25 protein-coding genes are annotated in these 25,724 nt (G+C 62.2%); 10 read left to right on the forward strand and 15 right to left on the reverse strand.

The window, feature by feature from the left end; translation table 11 throughout:
• Positions 1-15: 15 nt before the first annotated feature.
• Positions 16-2,211, reverse strand: coding sequence for a prolyl oligopeptidase family serine peptidase (locus tag ACPJXG_RS14940; RefSeq protein ID WP_425251518.1), 2,196 nt, complete (start codon positions 2,209-2,211; stop codon positions 16-18).
• 11 nt (positions 2,212-2,222) lie between these two features.
• Entirely contained in the window at positions 2,223-2,429 is a 207-nt protein-coding gene (locus ACPJXG_RS14945; RefSeq protein WP_425251519.1) for a hypothetical protein, read from the reverse strand.
• A gap of 190 nt (positions 2,430-2,619) precedes the next feature.
• Here ACPJXG_RS14945 and ACPJXG_RS14950 point away from each other — a divergent pair, with 190 nt between their 5' ends.
• A complete protein-coding gene (locus tag ACPJXG_RS14950) occupies positions 2,620-4,407 on the forward strand; it encodes a GGDEF domain-containing protein (protein ID WP_425254753.1) in 1,788 nt (595 codons plus the stop codon).
• Between the two features lie 30 nt (positions 4,408-4,437).
• Here ACPJXG_RS14950 and ACPJXG_RS14955 read toward each other — a convergent pair whose 3' ends face one another.
• The 5 genes from ACPJXG_RS14955 to ACPJXG_RS14975 all read right to left on the reverse strand — a co-directional run bounded on the left by ACPJXG_RS14955 (position 4,438) and on the right by ACPJXG_RS14975 (position 8,920).
• On the reverse strand, positions 4,438-4,866 hold the full coding sequence (locus ACPJXG_RS14955) for a DUF6386 family protein (protein ID WP_425251520.1): 429 nt from the start codon (positions 4,864-4,866) through the stop codon (positions 4,438-4,440).
• Complete coding sequence (locus ACPJXG_RS14960; RefSeq protein ID WP_425251521.1) at positions 4,863-5,339, reverse strand: DUF4262 domain-containing protein; 477 nt, start codon at positions 5,337-5,339, stop codon at positions 4,863-4,865. Before ACPJXG_RS14960 ends, ACPJXG_RS14955 begins: the two co-directional genes overlap by 4 nt.
• Positions 5,340-5,436: 97 nt before the next feature.
• Positions 5,437-6,825, reverse strand: a complete 1,389-nt coding sequence (locus ACPJXG_RS14965; protein ID WP_425251522.1) for a tetratricopeptide repeat protein — start codon at positions 6,823-6,825, stop codon at positions 5,437-5,439.
• 176 nt (positions 6,826-7,001) lie between these two features.
• The gene (locus ACPJXG_RS14970) at positions 7,002-7,631 is read right to left on the reverse strand and encodes a 3'-5' exonuclease (protein ID WP_170846245.1); all 630 of its coding nucleotides are present in this window, start codon (positions 7,629-7,631) and stop codon (positions 7,002-7,004) included.
• Positions 7,632-7,669: 38 nt separating this feature from the next.
• On the reverse strand, positions 7,670-8,920 hold the full coding sequence (locus tag ACPJXG_RS14975) for an Hsp70 family protein (protein WP_035818497.1): 1,251 nt from the start codon (positions 8,918-8,920) through the stop codon (positions 7,670-7,672).
• A gap of 179 nt (positions 8,921-9,099) precedes the next feature.
• On the opposite strand from ACPJXG_RS14975, the gene ACPJXG_RS14980 reads away from it, so the two are divergent.
• Both ACPJXG_RS14980 and ACPJXG_RS14985 read left to right on the forward strand, forming a co-directional pair.
• On the forward strand, positions 9,100-11,160 hold the full coding sequence (locus ACPJXG_RS14980; protein ID WP_425251523.1) for an Ig-like domain-containing protein: 2,061 nt from the start codon (positions 9,100-9,102) through the stop codon (positions 11,158-11,160).
• Between the two features lie 167 nt (positions 11,161-11,327).
• Positions 11,328-12,425 carry a LacI family DNA-binding transcriptional regulator gene (locus ACPJXG_RS14985; RefSeq protein WP_176390687.1) on the forward strand — a complete coding sequence of 366 codons (1,098 nt, stop codon included), beginning with the start codon at positions 11,328-11,330 and terminating at the stop codon, positions 12,423-12,425.
• Between the two features lie 183 nt (positions 12,426-12,608).
• Here the strand turns inward: ACPJXG_RS14985 and ACPJXG_RS14990 are convergent, their stop codons facing one another.
• Positions 12,609-13,112 carry a YidB family protein gene (locus ACPJXG_RS14990; RefSeq protein ID WP_425251525.1) on the reverse strand — a complete coding sequence of 168 codons (504 nt, stop codon included), beginning with the start codon at positions 13,110-13,112 and terminating at the stop codon, positions 12,609-12,611.
• Between the two features lie 175 nt (positions 13,113-13,287).
• Between ACPJXG_RS14990 and ACPJXG_RS14995 the strand changes: the two genes are divergently transcribed.
• The 3 genes from ACPJXG_RS14995 to ACPJXG_RS15005 all read left to right on the forward strand — a co-directional run bounded on the left by ACPJXG_RS14995 (position 13,288) and on the right by ACPJXG_RS15005 (position 14,864).
• Positions 13,288-13,500 (forward strand): hypothetical protein, encoded by a 213-nt coding sequence (locus ACPJXG_RS14995; protein WP_034751103.1) that lies wholly within the window; start codon positions 13,288-13,290, stop codon positions 13,498-13,500.
• 109 nt (positions 13,501-13,609) lie between these two features.
• Positions 13,610-14,317 (forward strand): hypothetical protein, encoded by a 708-nt coding sequence (locus tag ACPJXG_RS15000; RefSeq protein ID WP_425251526.1) that lies wholly within the window; start codon positions 13,610-13,612, stop codon positions 14,315-14,317.
• Between the two features lie 73 nt (positions 14,318-14,390).
• A complete protein-coding gene (locus tag ACPJXG_RS15005) occupies positions 14,391-14,864 on the forward strand; it encodes a DUF6328 family protein (RefSeq protein ID WP_425251527.1) in 474 nt (157 codons plus the stop codon).
• Positions 14,865-14,873: 9 nt separating this feature from the next.
• Here the strand turns inward: ACPJXG_RS15005 and ACPJXG_RS15010 are convergent, their stop codons facing one another.
• Both ACPJXG_RS15010 and ACPJXG_RS15015 read right to left on the reverse strand, forming a co-directional pair.
• The gene (locus tag ACPJXG_RS15010) at positions 14,874-15,332 is read right to left on the reverse strand and encodes a DUF421 domain-containing protein (RefSeq protein ID WP_425251528.1); all 459 of its coding nucleotides are present in this window, start codon (positions 15,330-15,332) and stop codon (positions 14,874-14,876) included.
• A 42-nt stretch (positions 15,333-15,374) separates the two neighbouring features.
• On the reverse strand, positions 15,375-16,286 hold the full coding sequence (locus tag ACPJXG_RS15015) for a LysR family transcriptional regulator (RefSeq protein WP_425251529.1): 912 nt from the start codon (positions 16,284-16,286) through the stop codon (positions 15,375-15,377).
• A gap of 102 nt (positions 16,287-16,388) precedes the next feature.
• On the opposite strand from ACPJXG_RS15015, the gene ACPJXG_RS15020 reads away from it, so the two are divergent.
• The 3 genes from ACPJXG_RS15020 to ACPJXG_RS15030 all read left to right on the forward strand — a co-directional run bounded on the left by ACPJXG_RS15020 (position 16,389) and on the right by ACPJXG_RS15030 (position 19,353).
• Positions 16,389-17,405, forward strand: a complete 1,017-nt coding sequence (locus ACPJXG_RS15020; RefSeq protein WP_425251530.1) for an aldo/keto reductase — start codon at positions 16,389-16,391, stop codon at positions 17,403-17,405.
• Between the two features lie 19 nt (positions 17,406-17,424).
• Positions 17,425-17,841, forward strand: a complete 417-nt coding sequence (locus ACPJXG_RS15025; protein ID WP_425251531.1) for an SRPBCC family protein — start codon at positions 17,425-17,427, stop codon at positions 17,839-17,841.
• Positions 17,842-18,135: 294 nt separating this feature from the next.
• Positions 18,136-19,353 carry an MFS transporter gene (locus ACPJXG_RS15030; RefSeq protein ID WP_035818476.1) on the forward strand — a complete coding sequence of 406 codons (1,218 nt, stop codon included), beginning with the start codon at positions 18,136-18,138 and terminating at the stop codon, positions 19,351-19,353.
• Positions 19,354-19,396: 43 nt separating this feature from the next.
• Here the strand turns inward: ACPJXG_RS15030 and ACPJXG_RS15035 are convergent, their stop codons facing one another.
• From ACPJXG_RS15035 to ACPJXG_RS15055, 5 genes are all read right to left on the reverse strand, one after another.
• A complete protein-coding gene (locus tag ACPJXG_RS15035) occupies positions 19,397-19,801 on the reverse strand; it encodes a hypothetical protein (RefSeq protein ID WP_425251532.1) in 405 nt (134 codons plus the stop codon).
• 63 nt (positions 19,802-19,864) lie between these two features.
• Positions 19,865-20,383 carry a hypothetical protein gene (locus ACPJXG_RS15040; RefSeq protein WP_425251533.1) on the reverse strand — a complete coding sequence of 173 codons (519 nt, stop codon included), beginning with the start codon at positions 20,381-20,383 and terminating at the stop codon, positions 19,865-19,867.
• Positions 20,384-20,694: 311 nt separating this feature from the next.
• Positions 20,695-21,093, reverse strand: a complete 399-nt coding sequence (locus ACPJXG_RS15045) for a hypothetical protein (RefSeq protein WP_099403501.1) — start codon at positions 21,091-21,093, stop codon at positions 20,695-20,697.
• A gap of 476 nt (positions 21,094-21,569) precedes the next feature.
• On the reverse strand, positions 21,570-23,105 hold the full coding sequence (locus ACPJXG_RS15050; protein ID WP_425251534.1) for an ATP-binding protein: 1,536 nt from the start codon (positions 23,103-23,105) through the stop codon (positions 21,570-21,572).
• Between the two features lie 11 nt (positions 23,106-23,116).
• Entirely contained in the window at positions 23,117-23,947 is an 831-nt protein-coding gene (locus ACPJXG_RS15055; protein WP_425251535.1) for an alpha/beta fold hydrolase, read from the reverse strand.
• 233 nt (positions 23,948-24,180) lie between these two features.
• Between ACPJXG_RS15055 and ACPJXG_RS15060 the strand changes: the two genes are divergently transcribed.
• Positions 24,181-25,428 (forward strand): PepSY-associated TM helix domain-containing protein, encoded by a 1,248-nt coding sequence (locus ACPJXG_RS15060; RefSeq protein ID WP_425251536.1) that lies wholly within the window; start codon positions 24,181-24,183, stop codon positions 25,426-25,428.
• The last annotated feature ends 296 nt before the right edge of the window (positions 25,429-25,724 follow it).

Raw genomic sequence — 25,724 nt, forward strand, 5'->3', positions numbered from 1 at the left:
CCGACCTACCGCGTTTTACTGCGCCGCCACCTTGGCCGGCTCCGCCACTACCGGCGTCATCTTCAGCGAACGGCTGAGGAAGCCCCAGCGGTCCGCCACTTCTTCGATCTGCTTGGTCGTCGGCTTGCCGGCGCCATGGCCAGCCTTGCTGTCGATGCGGATCAGCACGGGTGCCGCGCCGCCTTGCGCTGCCTGGGCGGCGGCGGCGAACTTGAAGCTGTGGGCTGGCACGACGCGGTCGTCGTGGTCGGCCGTCGTGATCATGGTGGCTGGATAGCAGCCGCCCGCTTTCAGATTGTGCAGCGGCGAGTATTTCACCAGCGCCTTGAACTGCTCGGCGTCGTCCGACGAACCATAGTCAGGCACCCAGCCCCAGCCCACGGTGAACTTGTGGAAGCGCAACATGTCGAGCACGCCCACTTGCGGAATCGCTGCGGCGAACAGGTCGGGACGCTGCGTCATGGCCGCACCGACCAGCAGGCCGCCATTGCTGCCGCCGCCGATCGCCAGTTTCGATGGCGAGGTGACTTTATTGTCCACCAGCCATTGCGCCGCGCCGATGAAATCGTCGAACACGTTTTGCTTGTTCAGCTTGGTGCCAGCCTGATGCCAGGCTTCGCCGTATTCTCCGCCGCCGCGCAGGTTGGCCATCACGTAGACGCCGCCCATTTCTACCCAGGCAAGATTCGCCACGGAGAAGCTCGGCGTGAGCGAAATATTGAAGCCGCCATAGCCGTACAGATAGGTCGGATTCGTGCCGTCCAGCTTCATGCCTTTTTTCGAGACGATGAACATCGGCACCTTGGTGCCGTCGCGGCTGGTGAAGAATTGCTGGCGTGTTTCAAAGGCGTTCGGGTCGAAATCGACTTTCGGCTGGCGGTACACGCTGCTCTTGCCCGATTTCATGTCGTAGCGGTAAATGGTCGCTGGCGTCGTGAAGCTGGTAAACGAGTAGAACGTTTCCGTGTCGCCACGCTTGCCCGCAAAACCGCCGGCCGAACCGATGCCCGGCAAGGCCACTTCGCGCACCAGCTTGCCTTTCAGGTCGACGATCTTGATTTGCGTTTGCGCATCTTTCAAGTAGTCGAGCACCAGCTGGTTGTTGATCAGGTTGACGGCGACCAGGGTTTCCGCGCTTTGCGGCACGATTTCTTTCCAGTCGGCAGGCGCAGGTTTGCGCGTATCAATGGCGATCACGCGCGATTTTGGCGCCTTGTTGTCCGTCTTGAAGAAGAACACGGGACCGTCATTGTCGATGAACGAGTACGACGCGTCGAATTCTTCCAGCAAGCCGACGACCTTGGCATTCTTCTGGCGCAAGTCCTTGTAGAAGACGCGGTTCTTGCGTTCCGTGCCCTGCGTGGCCGTGATGATCAAATAGTTGCCGTCGTCGCTGACGGTGCTGCCGCCAAACGCCCATTCCTTCTGGTCGGGACGGTCGAAGACCAGCACGTCGTCGCTTTGCGGCGTGCCGATCTTGTGGAAATACAATTTCTGGAAGTAATTGATATCGGCCAGCTTGGTGGCTTCATTCGGCGCGTCATAGCGGCTGTAGAAGAAACCGGTATTGTCCTTGGTCCACGAGGCGCCGGAGAACTTGGCCCACTTGATGTGATCCGTCAAATCCTTGCCCGATTCGATGTCGCGCACTTTCCACTCGTTCCAGTCGGAACCGGAGGCGGACGTGGCATACGCCAGGTACTTGCCGTTCGGGCTGATCGAGGTGCCGGCCAGCGCCACCGTGCCATCCGTCGACAGGGTGTTCGGATCCAGCAGCAGACGCGGCTCGTCCGTCAGTTTTTTCACCGTGTACAGCACGGCCTGGTTCTGCAAACCGTCATTGCGGCTGTAGAAGTAGCGGCCACCCTGCTTCGTTGGCGTAGAGAAACGCTCATAGTTCCACAGCTTGGTCAGGCGCTGCTTGATCGCGGCGCGCTCGGGGATGGTGCCCAGGTACGACTGCGTCAGCTTGTTTTGCGCCGTGACCCATTCGCCCGTTTCCGCGCTGTTGGCGTCTTCCAGCCAGCGGTACGGATCGGCAATGGTGGTGCCGAAATAGCTGTCTTGCTGGTCGACTTTTTTGCTGACCGGATACGTCACGGCAGCGCCGTCGCCAGCCGGGCACGATGGCATCGCGGCGCTTTGCGCCAGGGCATTGCCGCCGAAAGCGGTCATCAAGCTGAATATGAGGGTTGCACTACGTAATTGCATGGGTTGTCGTCTCATTGTTGGATGTCGGGGAAAGCATGCCGCTCAAGCAAACTCTGCGGCTGCCTATGTTGACTTTCGCCAAGAGAAATCATAGCGCGGATTGCCACTTTTAAAGCACAGTTATCCGGTGGATTTGCCGTCTTTTGTTTGGCAAATTTACGTGGATCACCATGATAAATCTCGCTTTCGACGGAATCGGCAGACTGACGTTCATGCAAGAAACATTATCAAAAGCAAAGTCGTTTCATCAAGCCGTCATAAATCTTCTTTACTATCGGCAACATGTTCATGGCCCGTCCAGAGGCCGTGCCGCCACGTCCGCCTATGCACACTCTCGCCCTCCCCACCGCCGCGCCGCCCGGCGCGATGCCATCGAATGTGGCTTACCTGACGCCGCCATCGATATCCATGAGCATCGAAGGGACGGATGCCTTGCACGAGATCCTCGCGGGCCGCAAGCTCAGTGCGCTGTTCCAGCCCATCATCCACATGCACAGCGGCGACATCATCGGCTACGAAGGCTTGATACGGGGGCCGTCCGACAGCCCCCTGCACGCGCCGATGAATCTGTTCAAGGTGGCGCGCGCGCATGACCTGACCCTGGAAGTGGAGCACCTGTGCCGGCAAGTGGTGCTCGAACGCTTTGCCGAACTGCAACTACCCGGCAAATTGTTCCTCAACGTCAGCCCCGAATGCCTGTTGCTGCGCAATGCGCGCCATGGCGAAACCCTGGAATACATCGAGCATATCGGCATCAATCCGGACCGCGTCATTATCGAGCTGACGGAAAATCAGCCCACGTATGACTACGAACTGATGCGCGAAGCGGTGCTGCATTACCGCAACATGGGTTTCCAGATCGCCATCGACGACCTCGGCGAAGGTTTTTCCAGCCTGCGCCTGTGGTCGGAGCTGCGCCCGGAATACGTGAAAATCGACATGCATTTCATCCAGGGCATCAATAATGACCCCGTGAAACTGCAGTTCGTGCGCTCGATCCAGGAAATCGCGGAAAAATCGGGCACCCTGGTGATCGCCGAAGGCATCGAGGCGCAGACGGAATTGCTGGTCTTGCGCGACCTGGGCGTGGCCTTCGGGCAAGGCTATCACCTGGGCCGGCCCAACGCGGTGCCGGCGCGCGCGCTGCCGGCCGAAGTAGTGCAGGCGCTGGGACGCAATGGCGTGGCCGTGTATCCGCAGCGCAGCAGCCTGGAAAAGAATGGCGCCAGCATCCGCAAGCTGCTGCACCGGGTGGCGGCCGTGTCGCCCGAGAAAAACAATAACGAGGTGTACGATATTTTCCTGAAAGACCCGAAGCTGATGATCATCCCCGTCGTCGACGACGGCATGCCGCTGGGCCTGATCAGCCGCTTCGAAATGATCGACCACTTCGCCCGCCCCTATCAGCGCGAACTGTATGGCAAGAAATCCTGCAGCCTGTTCATGGATGCCACGCCCCTGATCGCCGACCATGAGACGAGCTTGCAGGAACTCAGCTACACCATGGTGCAATCGGATGCCCACCACCTGTTCAACGGTTTCATCATCACCGAGCACGGCCGCTACCTGGGCATGGGCACGGGACACGACCTGATGCGCGAAATCACGCAAATGCAGATCAATGCGGCCCGCTACGCCAATCCGCTGACGCAACTGCCCGGCAACGTGCCCATCAACGAGCATATCGACCGCTTATTGCACAGCGGCAGCCGCTTCTGGGTCTGCTATTGCGACCTCGACCACTTCAAGCCATTCAACGATGTGTACGGCTACCGCAAGGGCGACGACGTGATCCAGCTGACGGGAGAAATCCTCAGCGGCCACTGCGACCCGAACCGCGACTTCATCGGCCACATCGGCGGAGACGATTTCATGATACTGTTCCAGAGCGAAGACTGGGAAACGCGCTGCCAGGCCATGCTGGACGACTTCGCGGCCGCCATCCTCGCCTATTACAGCTCGGGCGACTGCGAACGGGGCGGCTACATCAGCGAAGACCGGCAAGGCAAGAAAGTGTTTTACTCCTTGATCAGCCTGTCGCTGGGCGTCATCAAGGTCGAGGCGCACCAGTACTACACGCACCATCAGATCGCCACGCAGGCGGCCGAAGCGAAGAAACAGGCCAAGAAAATCCACGGCAACAGCCTGTTTCTGGATCGCCGGCAAAGTGCGGGCGTGGCGCGCATGGATGCGTAGCCAGCGACAATAGCAAGAAGCTCAACGGAATCAGATGCGCACGAGGTCGCCAAACGCATTGCTGCCGCGGGCATCGGGCACGAATGCCAGGCTGATGTGCGCGCCATCGCGGCGCGCCTGCAGGCGGTAGTTGCCTGCGGGAACGTCCACGAACAGGCCGCCATATGCCGTGTCCGGTTCCAGGCCGCCGCCCGTCACGTCCTCCCCTGCGCCGATGAAGACGCGGCCCGAGACGACAGCCAGATGCACGACCACCTGCGGTTCGGTAAGTTCGGCATGCAAGACAAGTTCATACGCGCCGTCGCCGCCCACATTGAAAAACGCCACCTGCCCCGCATTCACGGCAGCCAGTTCCGCGCTGGGGAGGCTCCACCAGTCGCAGTCATCGTCCAGCCTGTGGCGCACCAGCGCCGGGTCGAACACGCACACGGTGGCCGTGCCGGTGACAATGCTCGTCATGCCACCAGCGGCGCCGGTCCCAGCAGAGGCTGGCTTTTCACATACTGCGCACTGGCTTGCGTTTGCCACGGAAAATGGCCATCGCGCGAGGGCCAGACGATCTGGTACAAGATAAAATCATCGCCCTGGTAATACCAGCGCGCATAGCCGACATAGTTGCGGTATTGCTCGACGGGCACGCGCACGAAGGCGCACTGATGGCCTTCCAGCAAGACGTCCGTGGTGGCCGTGAAATCCGTGATGGCGCCGCTGCGCGCGGCGTCCAGCGCCACGTCGAGTATCTGGTGGGCCATGGCACGTGGCAAGCCCATGATCAGGAATTCAGGCTGGCCGAAGCTGTGGCAAGCGCCTATGCTAAAAGCATAGCCGGGACCTTCTTCATCCGCGCTGATATGCACGCCATGCCAGCCATGCGTGGCGATGTCGTCGATGACTTTTTGCTCGGATGCATCCTCGCCTGCCTGCCTTACCATGTTCCACCTTTCACTGTGCCGAAAACCGCGCCGCTTGCGCGACATGCCTGCCGGCAATTATCGCATGCAGCACGCGTCCACGTGCACAGCCGACGCTTCAGTCGCGCGGCGTCCGCGGCGGAAAGCGCACCTGGTGCCATTGCCGCATGCGCTGCTGCGCCTCTTGCAGCTGCGCCGGCTCCAGCCTGGCGGCAGCCGCTTCCCGCGCCTTCGCCGCCCCGCTATCGCCACCCTCGGCCGCCAGCGCCAGCCACATGTAGCCGCAGACGGGATCTTTCTCCACGCCGCGCCCGCTGTTGTACATGCCGCCCAGGTTGTATTGCGCCAGCGCATGACCCTGGCCAGCCGCGCGCGCATACCATTGCACGGCCAGGCCATCGTCTTGATGCACGCCATGACCGTTCGCATACATGACGCCCAGGTTGTTTTGCGCACTGGCATCGCCCTGCTCGGCGGCCGTGCGGTACCAGCGCACGGCGCACACCTCGTCGCGTTCGACGCCCTGGCCATTGGCATACATCACGCCCAGGTTGAACTGCGCATTCGAGGCGCCCTGGGCCGCCGCCCTGGCGTACCAATCCAGCGCCTGGCGCAGGTCGCGGACGACGCCGCGCCCGCCCGCAAACATGCCGCCCAGATTGTATTGCGCCATGCAATGGCCTTGCAGGGCGGCACGCCGGTACCAGACGACGGCGCGTGCCTCGTCCTTGTCCACGCCCTGGCCCCGTGCCAGCATCAGGCCCAGGTTGAACTGGGCGTCGGCGTCATCCTGCTCGGCCGCCCGCTGCAGCCAGGCGTAGGCGCGCAGCTGGTCAGGCGCCACGCCCAGGCCTTCCGCATACGCCACGCCAAGTTGCCGCTGCGCCACGGCCAGGCCTTGGGCGGCGGCCTGACGGAACCAGGCCAGCGCCTGCGCATCGCTTTGCGCCACGCCCTGGCCCCGCTTGTAGACGAGCCCCAGGTTCAGCTGCGCCTGCGCATCGCCCTGCAAGGCGGCCTTGCGGAACCAGGCCAGGGCCAACGCATCGTTCTTTTTCGCGCCCAGCCCTTGCGCATAGGCTTCGCCCAGCAACGATTGCGCACTGGCCACGCCCTGCTCGGAAGCGCGGTAAAACCACGCCAGGGCCAGCTCGTCGCTCTGCAGCACGCCGCGTCCCTTGCGGTACATCTGTCCCAGGTTTTGCTGGGCCGAGGCGTCGCCCTGAGCGGCCGCGCGGCGAAACCACAGCACGGCGTCCTCGTCGCTCTGCGCCACGCCGCGGCCATGGTAATACAGGGCGCCCAGGTGATTCTGCGCGAAGGCCAGCCCTTGCAGCGCGGCCAGGCGCAGCCAGACAAAGGCGCGCGCATCGTCCTGCGCCACGCCTTCACCCTTCTTGTACATCAGGCCCAGGTTGAACTGGGCATAGGCATTGCCCTGCTCGGCAGCCGTGCGGAACCAGATATACGCTTCGTGGCTATCTCTGGCAGTATGGTGCTTGTCCATGTACGCCCCCATCCACATTGCGCTTGCCGGCAGCACGCGCAAAACGGCGGCCCAGGGCGGCGAAATCGTGTGTTGCTTAAATTTTAAATTCGATGCGGGGGAAGGACTTGAGCAGGCTCAAACGAAATAACAAAATTATATCGTTTTGATGAGCCCGCTTAGAGGGGAAACGGCGGTCAGCGGCGTGATGGGTGTTTTTGCAGGAATTGCGGCACCTTGGCGGCGGCCAGCTTGTTCAGCGACACGAGCAAATCCGCATCGACATCGGCGATGCCATAGCTGCTGCGCAAATGGCGGCCGATATGGATCAGCACTTGCGCCGCCACTTCCGCATCGGACTCGGCCCTGTGGGCGGCGCTCTTGAAGGCGATGCCCAGCTGGCTCGACAGCAAGCCCAGCTTGTAGCTGGCCATGCCGGGAAACACGCGGCGCGACAGTTTCAAGGAACACACGAGCGACTGGTGCGCCGGTGTCAGGTTCAGCCTGGCGCTTTCCGCGCGCAGGAATTTTTCATCGAAGCTGGCATTGTGCGCCGACAAGGCATCGCTGCCAATAAAATCCAGCAACTGCGGCACCACCTCGGCCACGGGCGGCGCCTTGTCCACCATGGCCTGCGTGATGCCCGTCAAGCCCGTGATGAACGAGGGGATGCGCGCATTGCAGTTGATCAGGGTCACATAGCGGTCCGTGATCCGCCCGCCCTCGATGCGCAGCGCCGCCACTTCCGTGATGCGGTCGCCCATGTCGGGCGACAATCCGGTCGTCTCGAAGTCGATCATGACGATCGGTTTGTCAAACACATTCATGAAGTCAGGCTCTTTCTGCGATGCTGCGGTGGGCCAGCTTAGCCGAACTTGCGCACGGCGTCCAGCGCGAGTCCCGCGCCAATGCTGCCGAACAGGTCACCCTCGACCTTGCGCGCGGCCGGCACCAGGGCTGCGATCTTTTCGCGCAGCAAGCGCACGCCGCTCGAACCGCCCGTGAAGAACACGGTATCGACGGCGTCCGGCGCCACGCCCGCATCGCGCAGCAAACGCAACACGGTTTCTTCCACGGAACCGCACAGGTGGCCGATGGCTTCGTCGAACTGCGTACGTTTGAGCAACAGGCTTTGCGCGGGCGACAGGCGATCCAGCTCCAGCTGCACTTCGGCCGCGTCGGACAGGGCGATCTTGCCCTCTTCCACTTTCATGGCCAGCCAGTGGCCGGCGCGCTCGTCGATCAGCTTTTGCAAGCGTCCCATCTTGTCTTGCTCACGCGCATCGCGGCACACGTCGGCCAGCTGCACCCAGATCTTCTTCGTGTACGCCAGGTTGATCGTGTGCCAGGTGGCCAGGTTGAAATAATAGCTGGACGGCACTTCGCTATTGTTATGCAGGCGGCTGCCATAGCCGAGCAGAGGCATGACGGAAGACAGGCTCAGGTATTTATCGAAATCCGTGCCACCGATGTGCACGCCGCCGGTGGCGAGGATGTCCTCACGCCGTTCGGTCTTTTTTGCCCGCTCGGGCGACAAACGCACCAGCGAAAAGTCGGAGGTCCCGCCGCCGATGTCGGCGATCAGCACCAGTTCTTCCTTGTCGATTTGCGACTCGTAGTCGAAGGCGGCGGCAATCGGCTCGAACTGGAAGGCGACGTCCTTGAAGCCGACGGAACGGGCAACTTCGGCCAGGGTGTCTTGCGCCAGCTGGTCGGCTTGCGCGTTGTCATCGATAAAGAAGACGGGACGGCCGAACACGGCAGACGAGAATTCGCGGCCGGCGGACTGCTCGGCGCGGCGCTTCACTTCACCAATGAATTGGGCCAGCAACATGCGGAAGGGCAAGGCGCGGCCACCCACTTCCGTCTGGCCATCGATGAGACTCGTGCCCAGCAAGCTTTTCAGCGAGCGCATCAAACGCCCCTCGTAACCGGCCAGATAGCCGGCCAACGCCGCGCGGCCAAAACTGACTTCCTCGTCTTCCGCATTGAAGAAGACGACGGACGGTAAGGTCGTCTTGCCATCTTCCAGGCCGAGCATGGTGCTCTGCCCGGGACGTGCCCAGCCTACCGTGGAATTTGACGTGCCGAAATCGACGCCGCAAGCATTGGCCATGTCGACCCTTCCCTGAATAAAGGGGCGTTATGTTATCAGAAGGAAGGACATTGCACCAGCAAAACCCGTTCAGCTCCGTCAACAGCATAAGCTTGCTTTGCATCAAGTAGTTGCCGCGCGCAAAAGCTACTCTTGAAAAATTGAAGCCGAGCAACTCGGCCAGCTCCCGGAGACCCATCGTGCCCCTCGCCCCTCTGCGCCGCCCACGCCACCTGCCCGCTACTTTGCTGGCCGCCTTCCTCGTTTCCCTGGCCGGCTGCGGCGGTGGTTCGGCCGATAGCCAGGCTGGCGCCGGCTGCGCGCTGCACAGCACGGCAGGCTGCGGCGGCAGCCCGCCGCCGGTCGTCAATCCGCCCATCACCCCGCCCGTGATTCCGCCCGTCACGCCGCCCGAGCCGGCCAGCCTGGCCAGCGCCGTCAACCTGGTGTTTTCCAGCACGGAACTGGCTTCGGCTGGCCAGCCTGGCGGCGAAGTGGCGGTCACGGCCCTCGTCAAGGATGGCGCCAACCTGGCCTTGCCCAACGCAAAGATTTCCTTTGCCGCGGATTCCGGCATCCTCGGCAGCGTCGATGCCGTGACGGACAAGAACGGCCAGGCGCGCGCCCTGCTGGGCACTGGCGGCGCCAACAGCAACCGCAGCATCACCGTCACGGCAAATGTGGGCACGCGCAGCGGCAAGGGTACGGTGGCGGTCACGGGCAGTAGCGTGGAATTACTGGGGCCGGCCTCCCTGATGCTGGGCCAGGGCGCCGACCTCACCGTCACCGTGCGCGACTCGGCGCGCAAGCCTGTGGCCGGCGCCGCCATCGCCTACAGCACGGGCGCCGGCAACGGCGTGCGTACCAAGGATGGCGGCGCAGCGCTCAGCAATGCACAAGGCCAGCTGGTGCTGCGCCTGACGGCAGGCAGCCTGGGCAAGGATGCCGTTTCCGTCAATGCGCTGGGCGCCGCCGCCACGCAAGCGTATGCCGTGGCCGGCAGCGACCTGCGCCTGAGCCCGGCCGTAAGCCAGGACGCCAGCGGCGCCGACGTGCTGCCGGAAGTGGCCACCCTGGCGTGCCAGCCCATCGATGCGCGCTACGACAAGGCGGGCGTGGCGCAAACGGGCAGCGCCAGCCTGTCGACCTCGCGCGGCAGCCTGTTTGCGGACAGCGATTGCAGCCAGGCCTTGCCCGCCAGCTTGATTTTCAGCAATGGCAACTTGCCGCGCAGCTATGTGCAATCGGCCAACGCGGGCGTGACCACCATCACGGCCGCCGTGGCGGGCGGGCCCTCGGCGCAGACGCGGCTGGAATTCGTCGCGCCATTGAGCCCTGCCAGCAAGCTGGCCGTGCAGGCGGATCCTGCCGTGCTGCGCGCCAATACGAGCACTGCGGCCGCAGCGGCCGACAACGCCAGTATCAGCACAATCAGCGCCGTGGTGCGCGATGGCGCGGCCAACAACCTGGTCAAGAACGCGCCCTTGCTGTTCAGCATCTTGAGCGACCCCAGCGGCGGCTACCTGCGGCAGGCGGGCCGGGTGCTGACGGGCAGCGACGGCCTGGCGCGCGCCGTGTACGTGGCGGGGCCGGCCGATAGCGGCCGCGACGGCGTGCTGATCCAGGCCCGCATCGAGGGCGCGCCGCAAGCGGCGGCCACGGCCCTCGTGCGCCTGACGGTGGCGCGGCAAGCGCTGTCGATCAAGCTGGGCACGGGCAGCCTGCTGCGCGAGCATTCGGCCAACGTGCTGCAGAAGGACTTTGCCGTGTTCGTCTCCGACAGCGCCGGCAATGCCGTGCATGGCGTTGCCATCACGGCGGCAGCGTGGCCCAGCCGCTACGCCAAGGGATCTTATGTGTGGCAGGCGGACAAGCCCGAGTTTCCCGACACGGGCATCTGGCGCCTGGCCCTGCCCCGTTACAGCTGCGCCAATGAAGACGTCTTGCGTAACGGCATCTTTGACGCCGCCTACGACCGCAACGGCAATGGCGTGCTCGACCCGGGCATCCCCCTGACCGTCAGCGCCAGCGGCCTGAGCGACGCGCTGGGCATGGCCACCGTCACCGTCAGCTATCCGCGCAACTATGCTTCCTGGGTGGAAGTCACCCTGACGGTAAGGGGTACGGTCAGCGGCACGGAGGCGAGCGCGACGGCAGATTTCCCCTTACCCACCCTGGCCAGCGATTTCAGCGCGCGCCGCGTGGACCCGCCGGGACGCCTCAGCCCCTATGGCAGCGGCCCCTGTGACACCCCCGATTAAGGGGGGCGCTCGACACTTGCCATTCAGTCATATTTTTTGCAACATAATCAAGAAGGCAGTCTTGCCATGCGGCAATCTTTTGCGCTATGCTCATTCTGCCCGCCCAGGCCGCCACAAGCGGCCGGGCCTGCAGGAATATTTTGAGACAGGTTGCTTGCCAGACCAATATGCGAAAAAAGAATACTGTAGCCCGGACACCCAGCACCACCAGCCGCGCCATACCCGGCGCGGGACGGCGCGTGACCTCGTATGACGTGGCCCTGCTGGCAGGCGTATCGCAATCGGCCGTGTCGCGCTGCTTCAAGCCGGGGGCCAGCATCTCACAAGCCACCCATGCCAAGGTCATGCAGGCGGCCATCAGCCTCGACTACATCCCCAACGCGGCCGCGCGCAGCCTGATCACGCGCCGCTCGAACCTGGTGGCCGTCATCATTTCCAACCTGGCCAATCTGTACTATCCGCAAGTGCTGTCCGACCTGAGCCAGCAAATCGCCCGCCAGGGCAAGCGCCTGTTACTGTTTACCCTGGAGCGCGAAGCCGATATCGGCAAGGTCTTGTGCGATGTGTGGCAATACCAGGTCGATGGCGCCGTCGTGGCCGCCTGCCTGTCGGACGAGCAAATGGCCGAATTCGGCCGGCGCGACGTGCCGCTGGTGCTGTTCAACCGCAGTCCGCGCGAGCACGCCGTGCACGCCGTGCTGTGCGACCAGGCCGAAGCGGCGCGCCTGCTCGTCTCGCGTCTGGCCGAGGCGGGCCACCGCCAGTTCGCCATCATCGACGGCCCCGGCGACTCGGCCGTCGCGCAGGAACGCAAGGCCGGCATGCTGGACCGTTTGCTGAGCCTGGGCTTGCCCGCCCCCATCGTCGTCAGCGGCAACTACGATTACGCCAGCGGCGGACGGGGCTTGCGCAAGGTCATCGACCGCCTGGGCCGCGTGCCGGACGCCGTCATTTGCGGCAACGACATCATGGCCATCGGCTGCCTGGACACGGCACGCCACCAAATGGGCATCCAGGTGCCGCTGCAAATGTCGGTGGCCGGTTTCGACGCGCTGGATGCGTCGGGCTGGCTCAGCTACGACATCACCACCCTGCGCCAGCCCGTGCAAAAGATGGCCACTGACGCCGTCGCCATGCTGGGCGAACTGATGGAGCGGCGCGGCGGCAGCGCCGAACGGCGCCGCTATTGCTCGTATCTGGTGGAAGGCAGTACGGCCAGGCTGACTGTCGAGCAGCCATATTTCGGCATGATGGCCGCCGCTTAGAACGCCTGAGAAAACGCCCATGGCGTTGTTGCCTGCCCCTCGCCGTACTATTCGTACTGTCTTCGGGGCGGCGCCTAGCCCTAGGCGTTTTTCAGACGTTCCTTCCTCTCATACAAAATACAAAATCCCGCGCAACAAAAAACCTCGCATCGCTGCGAGGTTTTTCATTTCAAGGCCAGGGAATCAACCGAAGATCTTGCCCTTGAGCATATTCAAACCCTGGCTGACGAGGTCATTGCCTTCCGGTACCTGACCGTCGGGGGTCAGCTTGTCGATCAACTGGGGCAGCAAGGCTGCCAGGCCGCCCGAGGCGGCGTCCGGCGCGACGCCCGCTTTTTCAGCGATTTGGGTGATCGTGTCGCTACCGAGCGCATCCTTGATCTGGTCGCCGGACACGGGCGCATTGGCGCCGGTGCCGATCCAGCTGGCCACCTGGTCGCCCAGGCCGCTTTCCTGGAATTTCTGCAGCAGACCGGGCAAGCCGCCATGCTGGTTGACCAGGTCCATCACACTGGCCATCAATCCCGATGGGGCTTCCCCGTCAGCACTTTTATTACCCAAAGCGCTCATCGCCTGTCCTGCAAGTTGGTCTAGCAAACTCATCATATTCTCCTGAACGCTATCGATTCGTGCCGCGTGACTGCGGCGTCCGGCATGGCGCAGACCTTTCTCCGCCATGGAAATCATTATACTATGAATAATAAAATGCCATAATTGCAATCTCGAAGCGAACGCACGGACGGCCTCGCTGCCGAGGCATCCACCTCCATCATATTTAGTTCGGCACAACTTGCAAGCGTAAATTGACACTTTGCAAAAACGTGTAGAATTAATTTCCCCACTTACTGAGGAGTATCAACACATGAACATCAATAAAGCGGTAGACAAGGCTTACGAAAAAAAGACGTTCAAGGAAATCGCTGATGCCCCCGTCGATGCGCTGCAAGGCGTGAGCGAGAAGGATGCGGAGCTGCTCAAGCAAGCCTTCAATATCAAGACCGTGCGCGACCTGGCGAACCTGAAATACTCGAAGTGGGCGCGCGCCATCGTCACCCTGGCCGATACGGAAGAATAAGCCGGGCCATGCCTTTGGCATTCCCGTCAGCACAGCCCGCCCGAGACGGCGGGCTTTTTCATGTCGATCCACTATCGGCTCGCAAGCCGATAGCTGCGCGGAGGTCCCATTGCTCACGCCGCTGACCCTGCCCGGCATCTGCTGGCCCCTGCAAGCGAGCACGGGCAACCTTGCCGTCACCACGTCCCACATCACGGGCCACTTTCGCGCCGGTGCGGGCCTGGACGCCATCGTTCTGTGCGATCTGCTGCCTGCTGGAAAATTTCGCAACGGCGTGGCGCGCCACTGGTGCCGTACGCACCAGTGCTACTGGGGCACGCAAGCCGACCTTGCCGACCGGCAAGCAACGCAGCCCATGCGTTGCCGCCAACACGCCAGTCCCATGGGCTATGTGCTGTATCCGGAACTGTTCGACCCCATGCAATTTCACGCCACCACCTTGCGCCTGGGCACGGATGGCTTGCTGCAACTGCGCGCCCGGGCCGATGACGGCGGCACCCTGCTGGCGCGCGACTTGGCCGCGCTGGCCATCGACTGCCGCGCCCTGCCTGGCCTGTTTCCTCCCGACATAGTGCATTTGAATATCACGCCGCCCGCCGCGCTGGCCTTCGCCGCCGCCTTGCAGGCCGGCGCGCCGCTCGCTTGCAGCGACTGCGCCCGCTGCGGCCACCCGCACCTGGACCTGGGCAGCTTCGCGCTGGCGCCGCACCGGCGCCACAGTTGCGGCCATTGCGGCCACGACGCCTCGCACAGCGCCACGGCCATCGTCTCGACGCCGCTGTGGCGCTTGCGCCAACGCTACACGCAATGGTTCTGAAGGTGCGCCCGCCCACAGTCGGCCTGGTCGCTTGTGCGTAGACTGGTGCCATCACCACCACGAGGATAGCCCCATGCCGCAAGCGCAAGATCAGGATGAAAACGGCCAGCCAGGCGACGAAGGCGACTTGTCCGACCTGCTCAGCGAATTGCGCATCCTCTTGCCGGGCGCGCAGATGCTGACGGCCTTCCTCATCATCCTGCCCTTCAACGGCGGCTTCGCGAAGATCGTGCAGGCGGAAAAAGTCGTCTTCCTGCTGACTTTTTTTCTGTCCATGACCAGCCTGGTGCTGCTCAGCGCGCCCGCCATCCAGCACCGCGTGATGCGCCCCCTGCAAGACCGCGAACGTTTTAAAAGAGTGGCCGACCGCATCATGATGTGCGGCGCCTTTACCCTGGCGCTGGCGTTTATCCTGGGCACCAACCTGGTGATGTCGGAAGTGTTTGGCCACATCGCCGGCATCATCGCCGGCGTGCTGATGGGGTCGCTCATCATTTGCATGTGGTGGTGGCTGCCCCTGCATTTAAAGCGCAGCAAGAAAATGTGATCCGGGCGCTTACTTTTGCAGGATGGTGATCTTGCCATCGGCCTCCAGGAAGGCGCATTTCATGTCCTGCAAGGAACAATCCGCCTCGCGCAGCGCCTGCTCCACATCGCCGCCAGCCACCCTGCATTTCTTGACGACATCGTCAAAAATCTGGCCATCGCGTCCCAGCAGCACGGGCTTGCCATCGACCAGGTCGGCGAACTTGCGGCTGCGCGAACTCAGCCAGGCGATCAGCATGTTGAGACAGATCAATGTCAAGGCCAGCACCAGGCCGCCGGGAATCGAATCGTCGCCGCCCGACAGCGAATTCGAGACGGCTTCGCTCAGCAGCATGACGACCAGCAAGTCGAAGGGCGTGAATTGTCCCACCGTCCGCTTGCCCGTCATGCGCACCATCAACAGCAAGGCAAGGTAGACGACAACGGCGCGCGCCACCAGTTCCCACACCGGCACATCCAGATCGAACATGGCAATCCTCCTGACGAATGATTGCCTTATTTATACGTCTTTTCACGCCGCCATGGCCACACCGCTGGCCTGTTCCAGCAGTGTCTCGCGGAAAATCCCCACCAGCGGACGCAGGTTGACCTTGTGCCAGGCCAGCCACAAGGGCGTGCGATAGCTGAACCACGGCAGTTCTCTCACGACGACGCCGGCCGGCGCGTGCTGGCGCAGGCTGTGCTGGATCATGGCCATGCCCAGCCCGGCCGCCACCAGGCCCAACGCCGTCAGCGGTTCCGTTGCCTCCAGCCGGATATCGGGCGTAAAACCGGCGCGCGCGCAGGCGGCGATGAAGTTATCGTGTTTCAGCACGCTTTCTTTGTGCAGCACGGCAATCCACTCCTCGCCTGCCAGATCCTCCGGGGTCAGCTCGGCCTTGGCCGCCAGCGCGTGCGTTTCCGGCAAGGCCAGCAGCATGGGGTCGCTCAGCACTTGCGCGCAATCGAGGTCCGGATCGTTCGGCAGCGGCGGTTCGCACAGCAGTGCGATATCGAGGCTGCGCTGGCGCAAGCCTTCGATCTGCTCGGCCGAATGCAGGTTATACAGGGCGATGTGCACTTGCGGGCGCGTGGCGCGCAAGGCGCGCAAGCCGTCCGGCAACACCCCCGCATGCATGGCGTTTTCGATATAGCCGATGCACAAGCCACCTTCGTCGCCGCGCCCCAGGCGTTTCGCCAATGCTTCCAGACGATTCCCGTGCGTAATAAAAGCGCGCGCTTCGGCCAGGAAAGTATGGCCATCGCGCGTCAGGCGGATGCGCTGCGCGCTGCGCTCGAACAGGGTCAGGCCCAGCCTGTCTTCGAGCTGGGCGATTTGCCGGCTCAGCGGTGATTGGGAAATGTGCAGGCGCTCGGCGGCGCGCCCCACGTGTTCTTCCTCGGCGACGGCGATGAAGTATTGCAATTGGCGGATGTCCAGCATATCAGACCTTTCAGGACTCAAGTTGCGCCAATTATGTCTTGGACAGGCTTAACTTGTCCAGCTATTCTGTCTTCACTGATCCACACATTGAAGGAAAACATCATGAGTATCAAACACTTACTGACAGGCAAACTGGGTTTCGGCACGGCGCCGCTGGGCAATATGTTCCGCAACATTCCCGAAGAGGAAGCGCGGGCAACGGTCGACGCGGCCTGGGAATCGGGCATCCGCTACTTCGATACGGCTCCGTTCTACGGCGCCGGCCTGGCCGAGCTGCGCCTGGGCGCCGCCCTGAAGCAGCGCCGCCGCGACGATTACGTGCTCAGCACCAAGGTCGGCCGCCTCATCCTTGATGAACTGGAAGACCCGGCCGCCCGCGAACTGGGCGAAAAAGGCGGCTTGTTCGAATTTGGCCGCAAGAACAGAATCGTCGATGACTATTCGGCCGACGCCACCCTGCGCTCAATCGAAGACAGCCTCAAACGCCTGGATACGGACCGCCTCGACATCGTCTGGGTACACGACATCGCCCAGGATTTCCACGGCGACAACTGGCTGGCGCAGTTCGAGATCGCCCGCACGGGCGCCTTCCGCGTACTGACCCGCTTGCGCGAAGAAGGCGTGATCAAGGCATGGGGCGTGGGCGTCAACAAGGTGGAACCGCTGGAACTGACCCTGGACCTGGCCGAAGCCCAGCCGGACGCCTTCCTGCTGGCCGGCCGCTACACCCTGCTCGACCATGAGCGTGCGCTGCAGCGATTGATGCCAGCCGCGGCAAGACAAAACGTCGACATCGTCGTGGGCGGCCCCTACAGCTCGGGCATCCTGGCCGGTGGCGCGCATTTCGAATACCAGAAGGCGTCGCCCGAGATCATTGCCAAGGTGGAACGCATCAAGGCGATTGCCGCGCGCCACGGCGTCAGCGTGAAGGCGGCCGCCCTGCAATTCTCGCTGGCCAATCCGGCCGTGGCTGCCGTGATCCCCGGCGCCAGCCGTCCAGAACGCCTGGCCGAAGACCAGCAAGCATTGAACAGCGTCATCCCCGCCGCCTTCTGGCAAGACATGCGCGCCGAACAACTGGTGTCGGCATTCGCGCCGCTGCCAACTGGCACCAACTAATATATAAAGGAATACCATCATGGCACATACCACGACTTCCATCGACATCGCCGCCACGCCGGCGCAAGTGTGGCAACTGATCGGCGGCTTCAATTCGCTGCCCGACTGGCTGCCGTATATTCCCAGCAGCACGCTCAGCGACGGGGGCCGCATCCGCCACCTGGCCACCCCGGCCGGCGACGTCATCGTCGAGCAGCTGGAAGCGTACGACAACGCGGCGCGCAGTTACAGCTATTCCATTCTGCAGGCGCCGTTTCCTGCCAGCGACTACCTGTCGACCCTGCAAGTCGAGCCGCTGGCGGATAGCGCTGGCGCGCGGGTCACCTGGTCCGGCCGCTTTACGCCTGTCGGGGTCAGCGAACAGGATGTGACGGAGCTGTTCCACGGCATTTATGTGGCGGGACTGGAAGCGTTGCAGCAATCATTAGCGAAGTAAAGCGCTGCGAAGACCATTTCCGCCACAGCCAGCTTTTCTTCGTCTGCCCTGTGGCGGAATCGCGCAGATTCCGTGTTATCGTTAACAACAAGCGCAAGTGCGGTTGTGTGCGGTGCAGCAGATTTTAGCCATCGCCCAGCAGAGCTTGCCCGAATCTTTTACAATGTTGTCCTTGGGCAGTTCCTATCGCCCGAAAATACCGGCCAGCCGTCGACTCTGGTGGCGCATTGCCACTTCCGGCCGGGCCACAACGCACCACTCCACCCTGTCATTCTTTACCCAACCAACAAGAACATGCACGCCTCCGTAGATCCCCTGATTCCGCGCGTCACCGCGCCTTTTGGCGCCGGCTATGCCGACCTGGCCCTGGCCATCGGCGGCCTCGCCATCGGCACGGGCGAATTCGCCTCCATGAGCATCCTGCCCGTGGTGGCCGACGACCTGGGCACGACCTTGCCGCAGATGAGCCACATGATCAGCGCCTATGCGCTGGGCGTGGTCGTCGGCGCGCCCCTGATCACGATCTTCCTGGCCCGCATGCCGCGCCGGCTGATGCTGATCTGTCTGATGCTGATGTTCGCTGGCGGCAACTTGCTCAGCGCTATCGCCCCTAATTATGGCTTGCTGGTCGTGGCGCGTTTCGTGGCTGGCATCCCGCATGGCGCCTATTTCGGCGTGGCGGCGCTGGTGGCGGCCGCGCTGGCCGAACCGGACAAGCGGGGCCAGGCTGTCGCCCGTGTCCTGATGGGCTTGACCGTGGCGAATATCTTTGGCGTGCCGCTGGCCACGTATATCGGCCAGACCCTCGGCTGGCGCTCGGCCTTTTTGCTGGTCGCCGCGCTGGGCTTGCTGACCATGCTGATGGTGCGCATCTTCGTGCCGATGGTCGCTGCCGGCGATTCCAGCCCGCGCCGCGAACTGGGCGTGTTCCGCCGCCTGCAAGTGTGGCTGACCCTGCTGATGGTGGCGATCGGCTTCGGCGGCATGTTCGCCGTCTACACGTTCATCACGCCAACCTTGCTGGAAATCACGAAAGTGTCGCCCCTGGTCATTTCCATCTTGCTGGCCATTATTGGCGTCGGCATGACGGTGGGTAATCTGATCGGCGGCTGGCTGGCCGACCGCTCGCGCCTGTGGACGATCTTTGGCGTGCTGCTGTGGAACGTGGCCGCCCTGGCCGCATTTACCTACACCAGCAGCAATGTCTGGCTGACGGCCATCAATCTGTTCGCCATCGGCGCCGGCATCGCCGTTGCTCCCGCCGTACAGACGCGCTTGATGGACGTGGCCGGCGACGCGCAAACCGTGGCCGCCGCCCTCAACCATTCCGCCTTCAACATCGCCAACGCGCTGGGCGCCTGGGCCGGCGGCATCGCCATCGCCATGGGCATGGGCTTGCGTTCGACGGGCTGGGTCGGCGCCATGCTGGCCTGCGGCGGCATCGTCGTGCTCGGCATTTCCGTGCTGGTGGAAAACCGCAGCCGCAATGTGGGCGGCGCGCAGCCGGCTTGATGGCATAAGCAGGCGGCCCCTGGCGCGTCAGCGCCCTGCGGCCTTAAGCGTCCACCCACGCAAACAGCGCCTTGTCCGGCGTGGCGGACCGATGCCAGTTTGATTTCAATTCCATCAACAATCCGGCCAGGTCGCATGGCTGGGCATCCAGATCCGCCCATGGCGCCGTTCTGGACCATGCCACGGCAAGCGCCAGCAAGTCGTCATCCGCCATCCGGCCTATCGCTTGCGCAATCGCATCATTGAATACGTGAATGTCGCGCCCCTCGATCCGCAGGGGCCGCAGCACCGGCTCTGCCGACTGGGTCAGCAATTGACCCAGCGATGCAAAATCGAGTTCCCCTGGCAAGGTGATGCCGGTGACGGGAAACGCATCGAAGGCATCTTCCCAGCTGGCACAGGCGCGCATCCCGGCGTCGGAACAGACAAAAATATCGATTTTCTTCATGTAATCAAGTCATGCATCAGGCATGTATCAGTAGGGCTGAATATTGATGAGCTCAAGCTTCGTTCAGCAAGGCACGCCCTGCCGGTCCGACCTCTCGCGGTCATACAGCCGTTCAAAGGCGCCGACATCGCCCGCTTCTGCCCACAAGCTTGCGATGTAGTCGAATTCCAGCTCAAACGGCTGCTGAAAATCGGGCACGTCGAGCGCGTATTCGCAATTGCGGCTCAGCATGACCAGCCAGTCGGGATAATCGAGCGCAAGATACAGGCGTGTCAGTTTGGCGTCGAGCGACTGCACGCTTTCCCGGCCTGCCAGATAGGCGGCGCGCAGTTCGACGATGTATTTGCCAGCGAGGAATTGTTCCTCCAGGCGCGTGTCGCCGCGGTAGCGTCCGATGATGGCCTCGGTCAAGGGTAGCACCTCGTCAACGCCCCGGGCGCTGGCCAGCAGCACGATATTCAGGTCGTCGCCCTCCTGATCCAGGCGCAAGCGCTCCACGGCCCAGTCCACGCAGCGGTCCGCCCGGCCATCGCCATGGCGCAGCCGGAAGCATTCCAGCTCAAGTTCCGTCAATTGTTCCATTATTTATTCTTCGCAAGCGCGTCGTTGCCATAAACGGTGTCCGGCACCAAGAAGGATGGTTGCCGCGGCCACATTATACGACGGGCAGAAAAAAACACGCGCAGGGAATAACGATTGAAAAGACCGGGGACTCGTTTCGATAAGCGAGAGAGGAAACAATTAATTATACTGCCGCGCAGCGGAGCATTTAATCAGAGCAAGGAAACCAATGAATCAATTAACAATCCAGGGAATCAGGAAAATATTCTTTTAAAGAAACATCAAAACAAAATGGCCATGCGCGCAAGGTGCGAACATGGCCATCACATCGCTTATTGCGGATTCGACGCCACGATGAACGGATCGAAGGTCAGCAGCGTATTACCCGCCAGCAACAAGGTCATCGTATATTGCACATTGCTGCCTTTGGCATTCACGCGGCCGCCCCATACGGTGTTGCTGTATTGCGGATAAGGCGCCGGATTAATCATGCCATTGCTGATGGCGGTGCCACCGAAGCTGTGAATGGAAACCTGCTCGGCCGGGTCCAGCGATTCGACGTTCCAGACGATGGTGTCGCCGTTCTGGCAGGTGGTCACCAGTTCATTGCCGCCTTCGTTGCCGTTGCCCGAGTAGCCCGTCGTGTCGACCATGAAGACATACTTGCTCAGATTTTTTTGCGCCACTGCCTGACCGACATTGACCGCCACCAGTACGTTAATTGTTGCCATGGATTTACCCCTATTTGGAATGGAATTAAACATTACAACTATCCTTTGTGCGATGAAATAACGAAGATCCAGTCAAATTACCGGCAGCGCTTCGCACGCAATCGGAATTCATCACTGGCGCATAAAAATACGCGAAATGTATCAATTAAAATACACAGAATATATCAATAAATCACCAAATCTATCAATAATATCGTGCGCTTGATGATCAATAATATTTTTTGACCCGCATTATCGCAACCACGATGAGAGGATATTTTAATTATTTTTTCAAGTCAAATTATTTTTAATAATAATCAGAATCTATCCATTAATAACATTTAATTTTTAAATGAAATTTTTTATGAATTGAGTATTGGTATTCCGTGTTTGATTTACCGCAAACAAGTGAGGTATTCCAACGGAAATAGATGATGGGGAGGCGAACAGGCGCAGGCAATGGCTGCCGCATGCGGACCGGACGGCCCTGCGGCAACTCAGCTCGTTTGCAGCATCTTTTGCAGCACTGCATCGAGCTCGTAAAAATCCACGGGCTTGGTCAGGTGCAAATCGAAGCCCGCATCGGATGCCATCTGGCGATCCTTGTCCTGGCCCCAGCCCGTGACGGCCACGAGGATGGCGTCCTTGCCGCAGGGTTCACTACGCAACAGCCGCGCCACGTCGTAGCCATTCATGTGCGGCAAGCCGATATCGAGCAGGATCACTTGCGGCATGAAAACTTGCGCCGCCGCCATGCCGGCCGGACCATCGTAGGCCGTGCGCACGTCATAGCCGAGGATGTCGAGCGCCAGCGCCAGGCTTTCGGCCGCGTCGGCGCTGTCGTCGATGACCAGCACCTTGCCCTCGCGCGTGCCGGCCAGCAAGCGGCGGTTGGATTCGGGCGGCGCCAGCAAAGGCACGGCCGGCAGCGGCAGACGCAATGTAAAGGTGCTGCCCTGCCCGACGCCGTCGCTGTGCGCGCTGATGCTGCCGCCATGCAATTCGGCTAGGCCGCGCACCAGCGACAGGCCGATGCCCAGCCCGCCCTGGGCCCGCGACAGGGCCGGCTCCAGCTGCGAAAACAGGTCAAATACCTTGTCCAGATGCTCGGGCGCGATGCCGATGCCCGAATCGCGCACGGTAATGTGTACGTCGTTTTCCGTGCATGCCACGTCCAGCCCGATGATGCCGTTGGCGGGCGTGTACTTGACGGCGTTGGTCAGCAGGTTGCCGATCATCTGCCCCAGGCGCGTGGCGTCGGCGTCGAGCCAGACAGCTTGCGGCCATTGCTCCACGAGCACCTTGTGGCCCGATTGCGCCGCCAGCTCCGCCACGCTGTGCAGGGCGGCCTCCACTACGGGCGCCAGTTCCACGCTGGCGCGGCGCAGTTCCAGACGGCCTTGCGTGATGCGCGACACTTCCATCAAATCGTCGACCAGGTGCGTCATGTGGCCCACCTGCCGGCCCAGCACGTCGCGCGCCCAGCACAGCTGCGGGTCATCCAGCTGCGCCAGGCGCAACACTTCCAGCACATTGCGCATGGGCGCCAGCGGATTGCGCAGTTCGTGCGCCAGGGTGGCCAGGAATTCGTCCTTGCGCCGGTCGGCGGCCGCCAGCTGCTCGTTGAGTTCGCCCGCCTCCTTGCGCGCCAGTTGCAGCTGCTGTTCGTACTTGCGCCGGTCGCTGGCGACAAAGGCGGCGATCTCGTCATAGCGAACGCCGTCATGCACGCGGCGCACGGCGTTGAACAGCATGGGGATGGATTGCCCTTGGCGCTGGCGCATGTCGAGCAATATTTCCGATACGCTGCCCTGCACCTGCATCAACGGCAGCCAGTGCGTCTGGTGAAACACGCGCCCGCCGATGGTCAGCAAGTCCTGCAACTTCTTTTTCCCGATCAATTCTTCGGCGCCATAGCCGAGCCAGCCGCAAAACGTGGCGTTCGCCTGCACGATGGTACCGTCGGCCGTGCACAGCAGCAAGCCGCAAGCCGCGTGCTGGAACAAGGTAGTGGTATCAGGCAAGGAAGGCATCGTGTCGCGCATTACAGGTGCAGGCCGTCGAGAAAGTGGCGGACGGCGCGGTAGCTGGCATCGGGCGCGCTCATGTGCGGGCAATGGCCGACATTGTCGACTACGTGCAGGCGGCTGTGCGGCAGCATCTCGCGCAGGTAGTCGCCCACAAACGGCGGCGCGATGAAGTCGTCACTGCATTGCACGATCAGGGCCGGCGTGCTGTTGTGCGGCAAGACGGCGCGGTGGTCGGACAAAAAAGTGGCTTGCGCGAAATGCCGGGCGATGACGGGATCCGTGCGGCAAAAGCTGCTCACCAGGTCTTGCCCCAGCGCCGGCTGGCCGGGCGCGCCCATGATGGCAGGCGCCATGCCGGCGGACCAGCCCAGGTAATTGCTGTCCATGGCATCGAGCAAGTCGTCGATATCGGCACGGCTGAAGCCGCCACGGTAGCCGGCCGCCGCATCGTCGACATAGCACGGCGACGGCGCCAGCATGACTTGCGCGGCAAACAGCTCCGGCTCGGCAATGGTCGCCAGCAAGGCGCTCATGGCGCTGACGGAATGGCCCACGCAAATCACGGGGCCGCCGCCAACGGCATGGATGACCCGGCGCAAATCGGCGCCATGCGCGTCGAGCCGCGCGTAGCTTTCGAAATCATAGGCGTCCAGGTCCGAAGCGCCGCTGCCGACCAGGTCGAACAGCACGGTGCGGTAGTGGGGGCGAAACAGCGGCTCCAGGTAGCGCCACATGGTTTGATCGCAGCCAAAGCCATGCATGAACACCATGGTGGCTGCCGCGTGCCTTGGCGGCACGGCGCTGCATTCGCGAATGCGGACATTGTTCCGGTCTTCTATGCGCATACCGCTTCAGCCTTGAATATTTCCATGTGGAATGTATATTAACTTCTTGCTAGCATCTTAGCATGCGCTATTTAACATTGGGCAACACCATTGGCGCTGGACAAACGCCACATCACGGCGGATAATGAGAACGATTCCCATTATCAAAATGCCAGGCTTGTGCCTGGCCCTGTGCGCCCCGGTGGCGCCTGCTGGCGGCAACAAGCCGGTTTCATGTTGAAGGTTTGTACCGCATGCGCGCTTTCTGGACTGTCATACACCGCTGGGCCGGTCTCACCATCGCCCTCTTCCTCATCGTTGCTGGCCTCACGGGCGCCGTCACGTCGTGGGACCACGAACTGGACGAGTGGCTCAACGCCGACATCATGGACACGCCGGGCCGCGGTCCCCTGCAGCCGCCGTTCGTGCTGGCGCAAAAAGTCGCCGCCGCCGACACGCGCGTGGAAGTCAATTACATGACCCTGGGCCTGGAAGAAGGCCATGCGGGCGCCTTCATGGTGCGGCCATTGACCGACCCGGCCACGAACAAGCCGTTCGTGCTCGACTACAACACCGTCTACATCGACCCCGTCACGGCGCAGATCACGGGCACGCGCGATTCGACGGCCATTTCCCTGTCGCGCCGCAGCCTGATGCCGTTCTTGCGCCACTTGCACTACAGCCTGCACGTGCCCGCCTTCTGGGGTACGGACCGCTGGGGTTACTGGCTGATGGGGACGGTTGCCCTAATCTGGCTGCTCGACAGCATGGTGGCGTTTTACCTGACCACGCCGCGCCGTTTGCGCCCGCGCGCGCAAGACGAAACGCCGCGCCACCGCGACGCCGCCAGCTGGTGGCAGCGGTGGAAACCGTCGTGGGTGGTGCGCTGGGCGGCCGGCGGCTACAAGCTCAATTTCGATCTGCACCGCGCGGGCGGCCTGTGGGTGTGGGCCGTCATTATTGTTGTCGCGTTTACCTCGTTCTCGCTGAACCTGTACCGCGAAGTGTTTTATCCCGTCATGTCGCTCGTCTCCACCACCACGCCGGGACCGTACGAAACGCAAACGCCGGCACCGTACGGCACCTACATCACGCCCGTGATCGGTTTCGAGCAAGCGGTGGACATCGCCAAAAAGCAGGCCGTGCAGCGTGGCATCACGGCGCCCATCGGCGGCATTTATTATGGCGGCAATTACTCGTTCTACAACGTCTCCTTCTTCGACCCGGCCGACGAATTCGGCGCGGCCGGCATGGGCCTGTCGAACCTGTACGTCGACGGCATGGACGGCAGCATCATCGGCCAGCACAAGCCATGGGAAGGCACGGCGGCCGACGTCTTCGTGCAACTGCAATTCCCCCTGCACTCGGGCCGCATCCTCGGCCTGCCAGGCCGCATCATGATGTCCTTCATGGGCGTGATGGTGGCCATGCTGTCGGTGACGGGCATCGTCATCTGGGAACGCAAACGGCGCGCGCGCCGGCTGCAGACGAGAAGCCATTGAAGCTTACCTGAAGCAGCCCCCCCATCACGGCGCAGGCGGACGCATTCAGCCTTCGCCGCACACGCGCACCGCGCAACTAATAATAGCGGCCACCCCACCTCCGCACTTTGCTAGACGGTAGCCGGCTCATGCCGGCTGTCCGCGCTGCGCTTTCCTCCTATCAAATGCAGTTTACTTGCAATAGCGTTAGGCGCAAGATATTATTGCAACTCAATTGCATCTATACCTTCGCGCTGCGCCTGCGTCCAGCGCCAGCACCCATTCCGTCTTTTTAGAGAGTCTTATGCGCCATCACG

Source organism: Janthinobacterium sp. NFX145, from assembly GCF_049810325.1.
In the GTDB taxonomy this organism is placed as follows: domain Bacteria; phylum Pseudomonadota; class Gammaproteobacteria; order Burkholderiales; family Burkholderiaceae_D; genus Janthinobacterium; species Janthinobacterium rivuli.

Bases quoted from the DNA above. Each gene is read 5' to 3' on its own strand.
- ACPJXG_RS15055 (WP_425251535.1), bottom strand. From the start codon at position 23,947: ATGCGCATAGAAGACCGGAACAATGTCCGCATTCGCGAATGCAGCGCC.
- ACPJXG_RS14955 (WP_425251520.1), bottom strand. From the start codon at position 4,866: ATGACGAGCATTGTCACCGGCACGGCCACCGTGTGCGTGTTCGACCCG.
- ACPJXG_RS14985 (WP_176390687.1), top strand. From the start codon at position 11,328: ATGCGAAAAAAGAATACTGTAGCCCGGACACCCAGCACCACCAGCCGC.
- ACPJXG_RS15040 (WP_425251533.1), bottom strand. From the start codon at position 20,383: ATGGAACAATTGACGGAACTTGAGCTGGAATGCTTCCGGCTGCGCCAT.
- ACPJXG_RS15045 (WP_099403501.1), bottom strand. From the start codon at position 21,093: ATGGCAACAATTAACGTACTGGTGGCGGTCAATGTCGGTCAGGCAGTG.
- ACPJXG_RS14995 (WP_034751103.1), top strand. From the start codon at position 13,288: ATGAACATCAATAAAGCGGTAGACAAGGCTTACGAAAAAAAGACGTTC.
- ACPJXG_RS14940 (WP_425251518.1), bottom strand. From the start codon at position 2,211: ATGCAATTACGTAGTGCAACCCTCATATTCAGCTTGATGACCGCTTTC.
- ACPJXG_RS15015 (WP_425251529.1), bottom strand. From the start codon at position 16,286: ATGCTGGACATCCGCCAATTGCAATACTTCATCGCCGTCGCCGAGGAA.
- ACPJXG_RS15050 (WP_425251534.1), bottom strand. From the start codon at position 23,105: ATGCCTTCCTTGCCTGATACCACTACCTTGTTCCAGCACGCGGCTTGC.
- ACPJXG_RS14960 (WP_425251521.1), bottom strand. From the start codon at position 5,339: ATGGTAAGGCAGGCAGGCGAGGATGCATCCGAGCAAAAAGTCATCGAC.
- ACPJXG_RS14970 (WP_170846245.1), bottom strand. From the start codon at position 7,631: ATGAATGTGTTTGACAAACCGATCGTCATGATCGACTTCGAGACGACC.
- ACPJXG_RS14950 (WP_425254753.1), top strand. From the start codon at position 2,620: ATGAGCATCGAAGGGACGGATGCCTTGCACGAGATCCTCGCGGGCCGC.
- ACPJXG_RS15060 (WP_425251536.1), top strand. From the start codon at position 24,181: ATGCGCGCTTTCTGGACTGTCATACACCGCTGGGCCGGTCTCACCATC.
- ACPJXG_RS15005 (WP_425251527.1), top strand. From the start codon at position 14,391: ATGCCGCAAGCGCAAGATCAGGATGAAAACGGCCAGCCAGGCGACGAA.
- ACPJXG_RS15030 (WP_035818476.1), top strand. From the start codon at position 18,136: ATGCACGCCTCCGTAGATCCCCTGATTCCGCGCGTCACCGCGCCTTTT.
- ACPJXG_RS15010 (WP_425251528.1), bottom strand. From the start codon at position 15,332: ATGTTCGATCTGGATGTGCCGGTGTGGGAACTGGTGGCGCGCGCCGTT.
- ACPJXG_RS15035 (WP_425251532.1), bottom strand. From the start codon at position 19,801: ATGAAGAAAATCGATATTTTTGTCTGTTCCGACGCCGGGATGCGCGCC.
- ACPJXG_RS15020 (WP_425251530.1), top strand. From the start codon at position 16,389: ATGAGTATCAAACACTTACTGACAGGCAAACTGGGTTTCGGCACGGCG.
- ACPJXG_RS14975 (WP_035818497.1), bottom strand. From the start codon at position 8,920: ATGGCCAATGCTTGCGGCGTCGATTTCGGCACGTCAAATTCCACGGTA.
- ACPJXG_RS15025 (WP_425251531.1), top strand. From the start codon at position 17,425: ATGGCACATACCACGACTTCCATCGACATCGCCGCCACGCCGGCGCAA.
- ACPJXG_RS14965 (WP_425251522.1), bottom strand. From the start codon at position 6,825: ATGGACAAGCACCATACTGCCAGAGATAGCCACGAAGCGTATATCTGG.
- ACPJXG_RS14990 (WP_425251525.1), bottom strand. From the start codon at position 13,112: ATGATTTCCATGGCGGAGAAAGGTCTGCGCCATGCCGGACGCCGCAGT.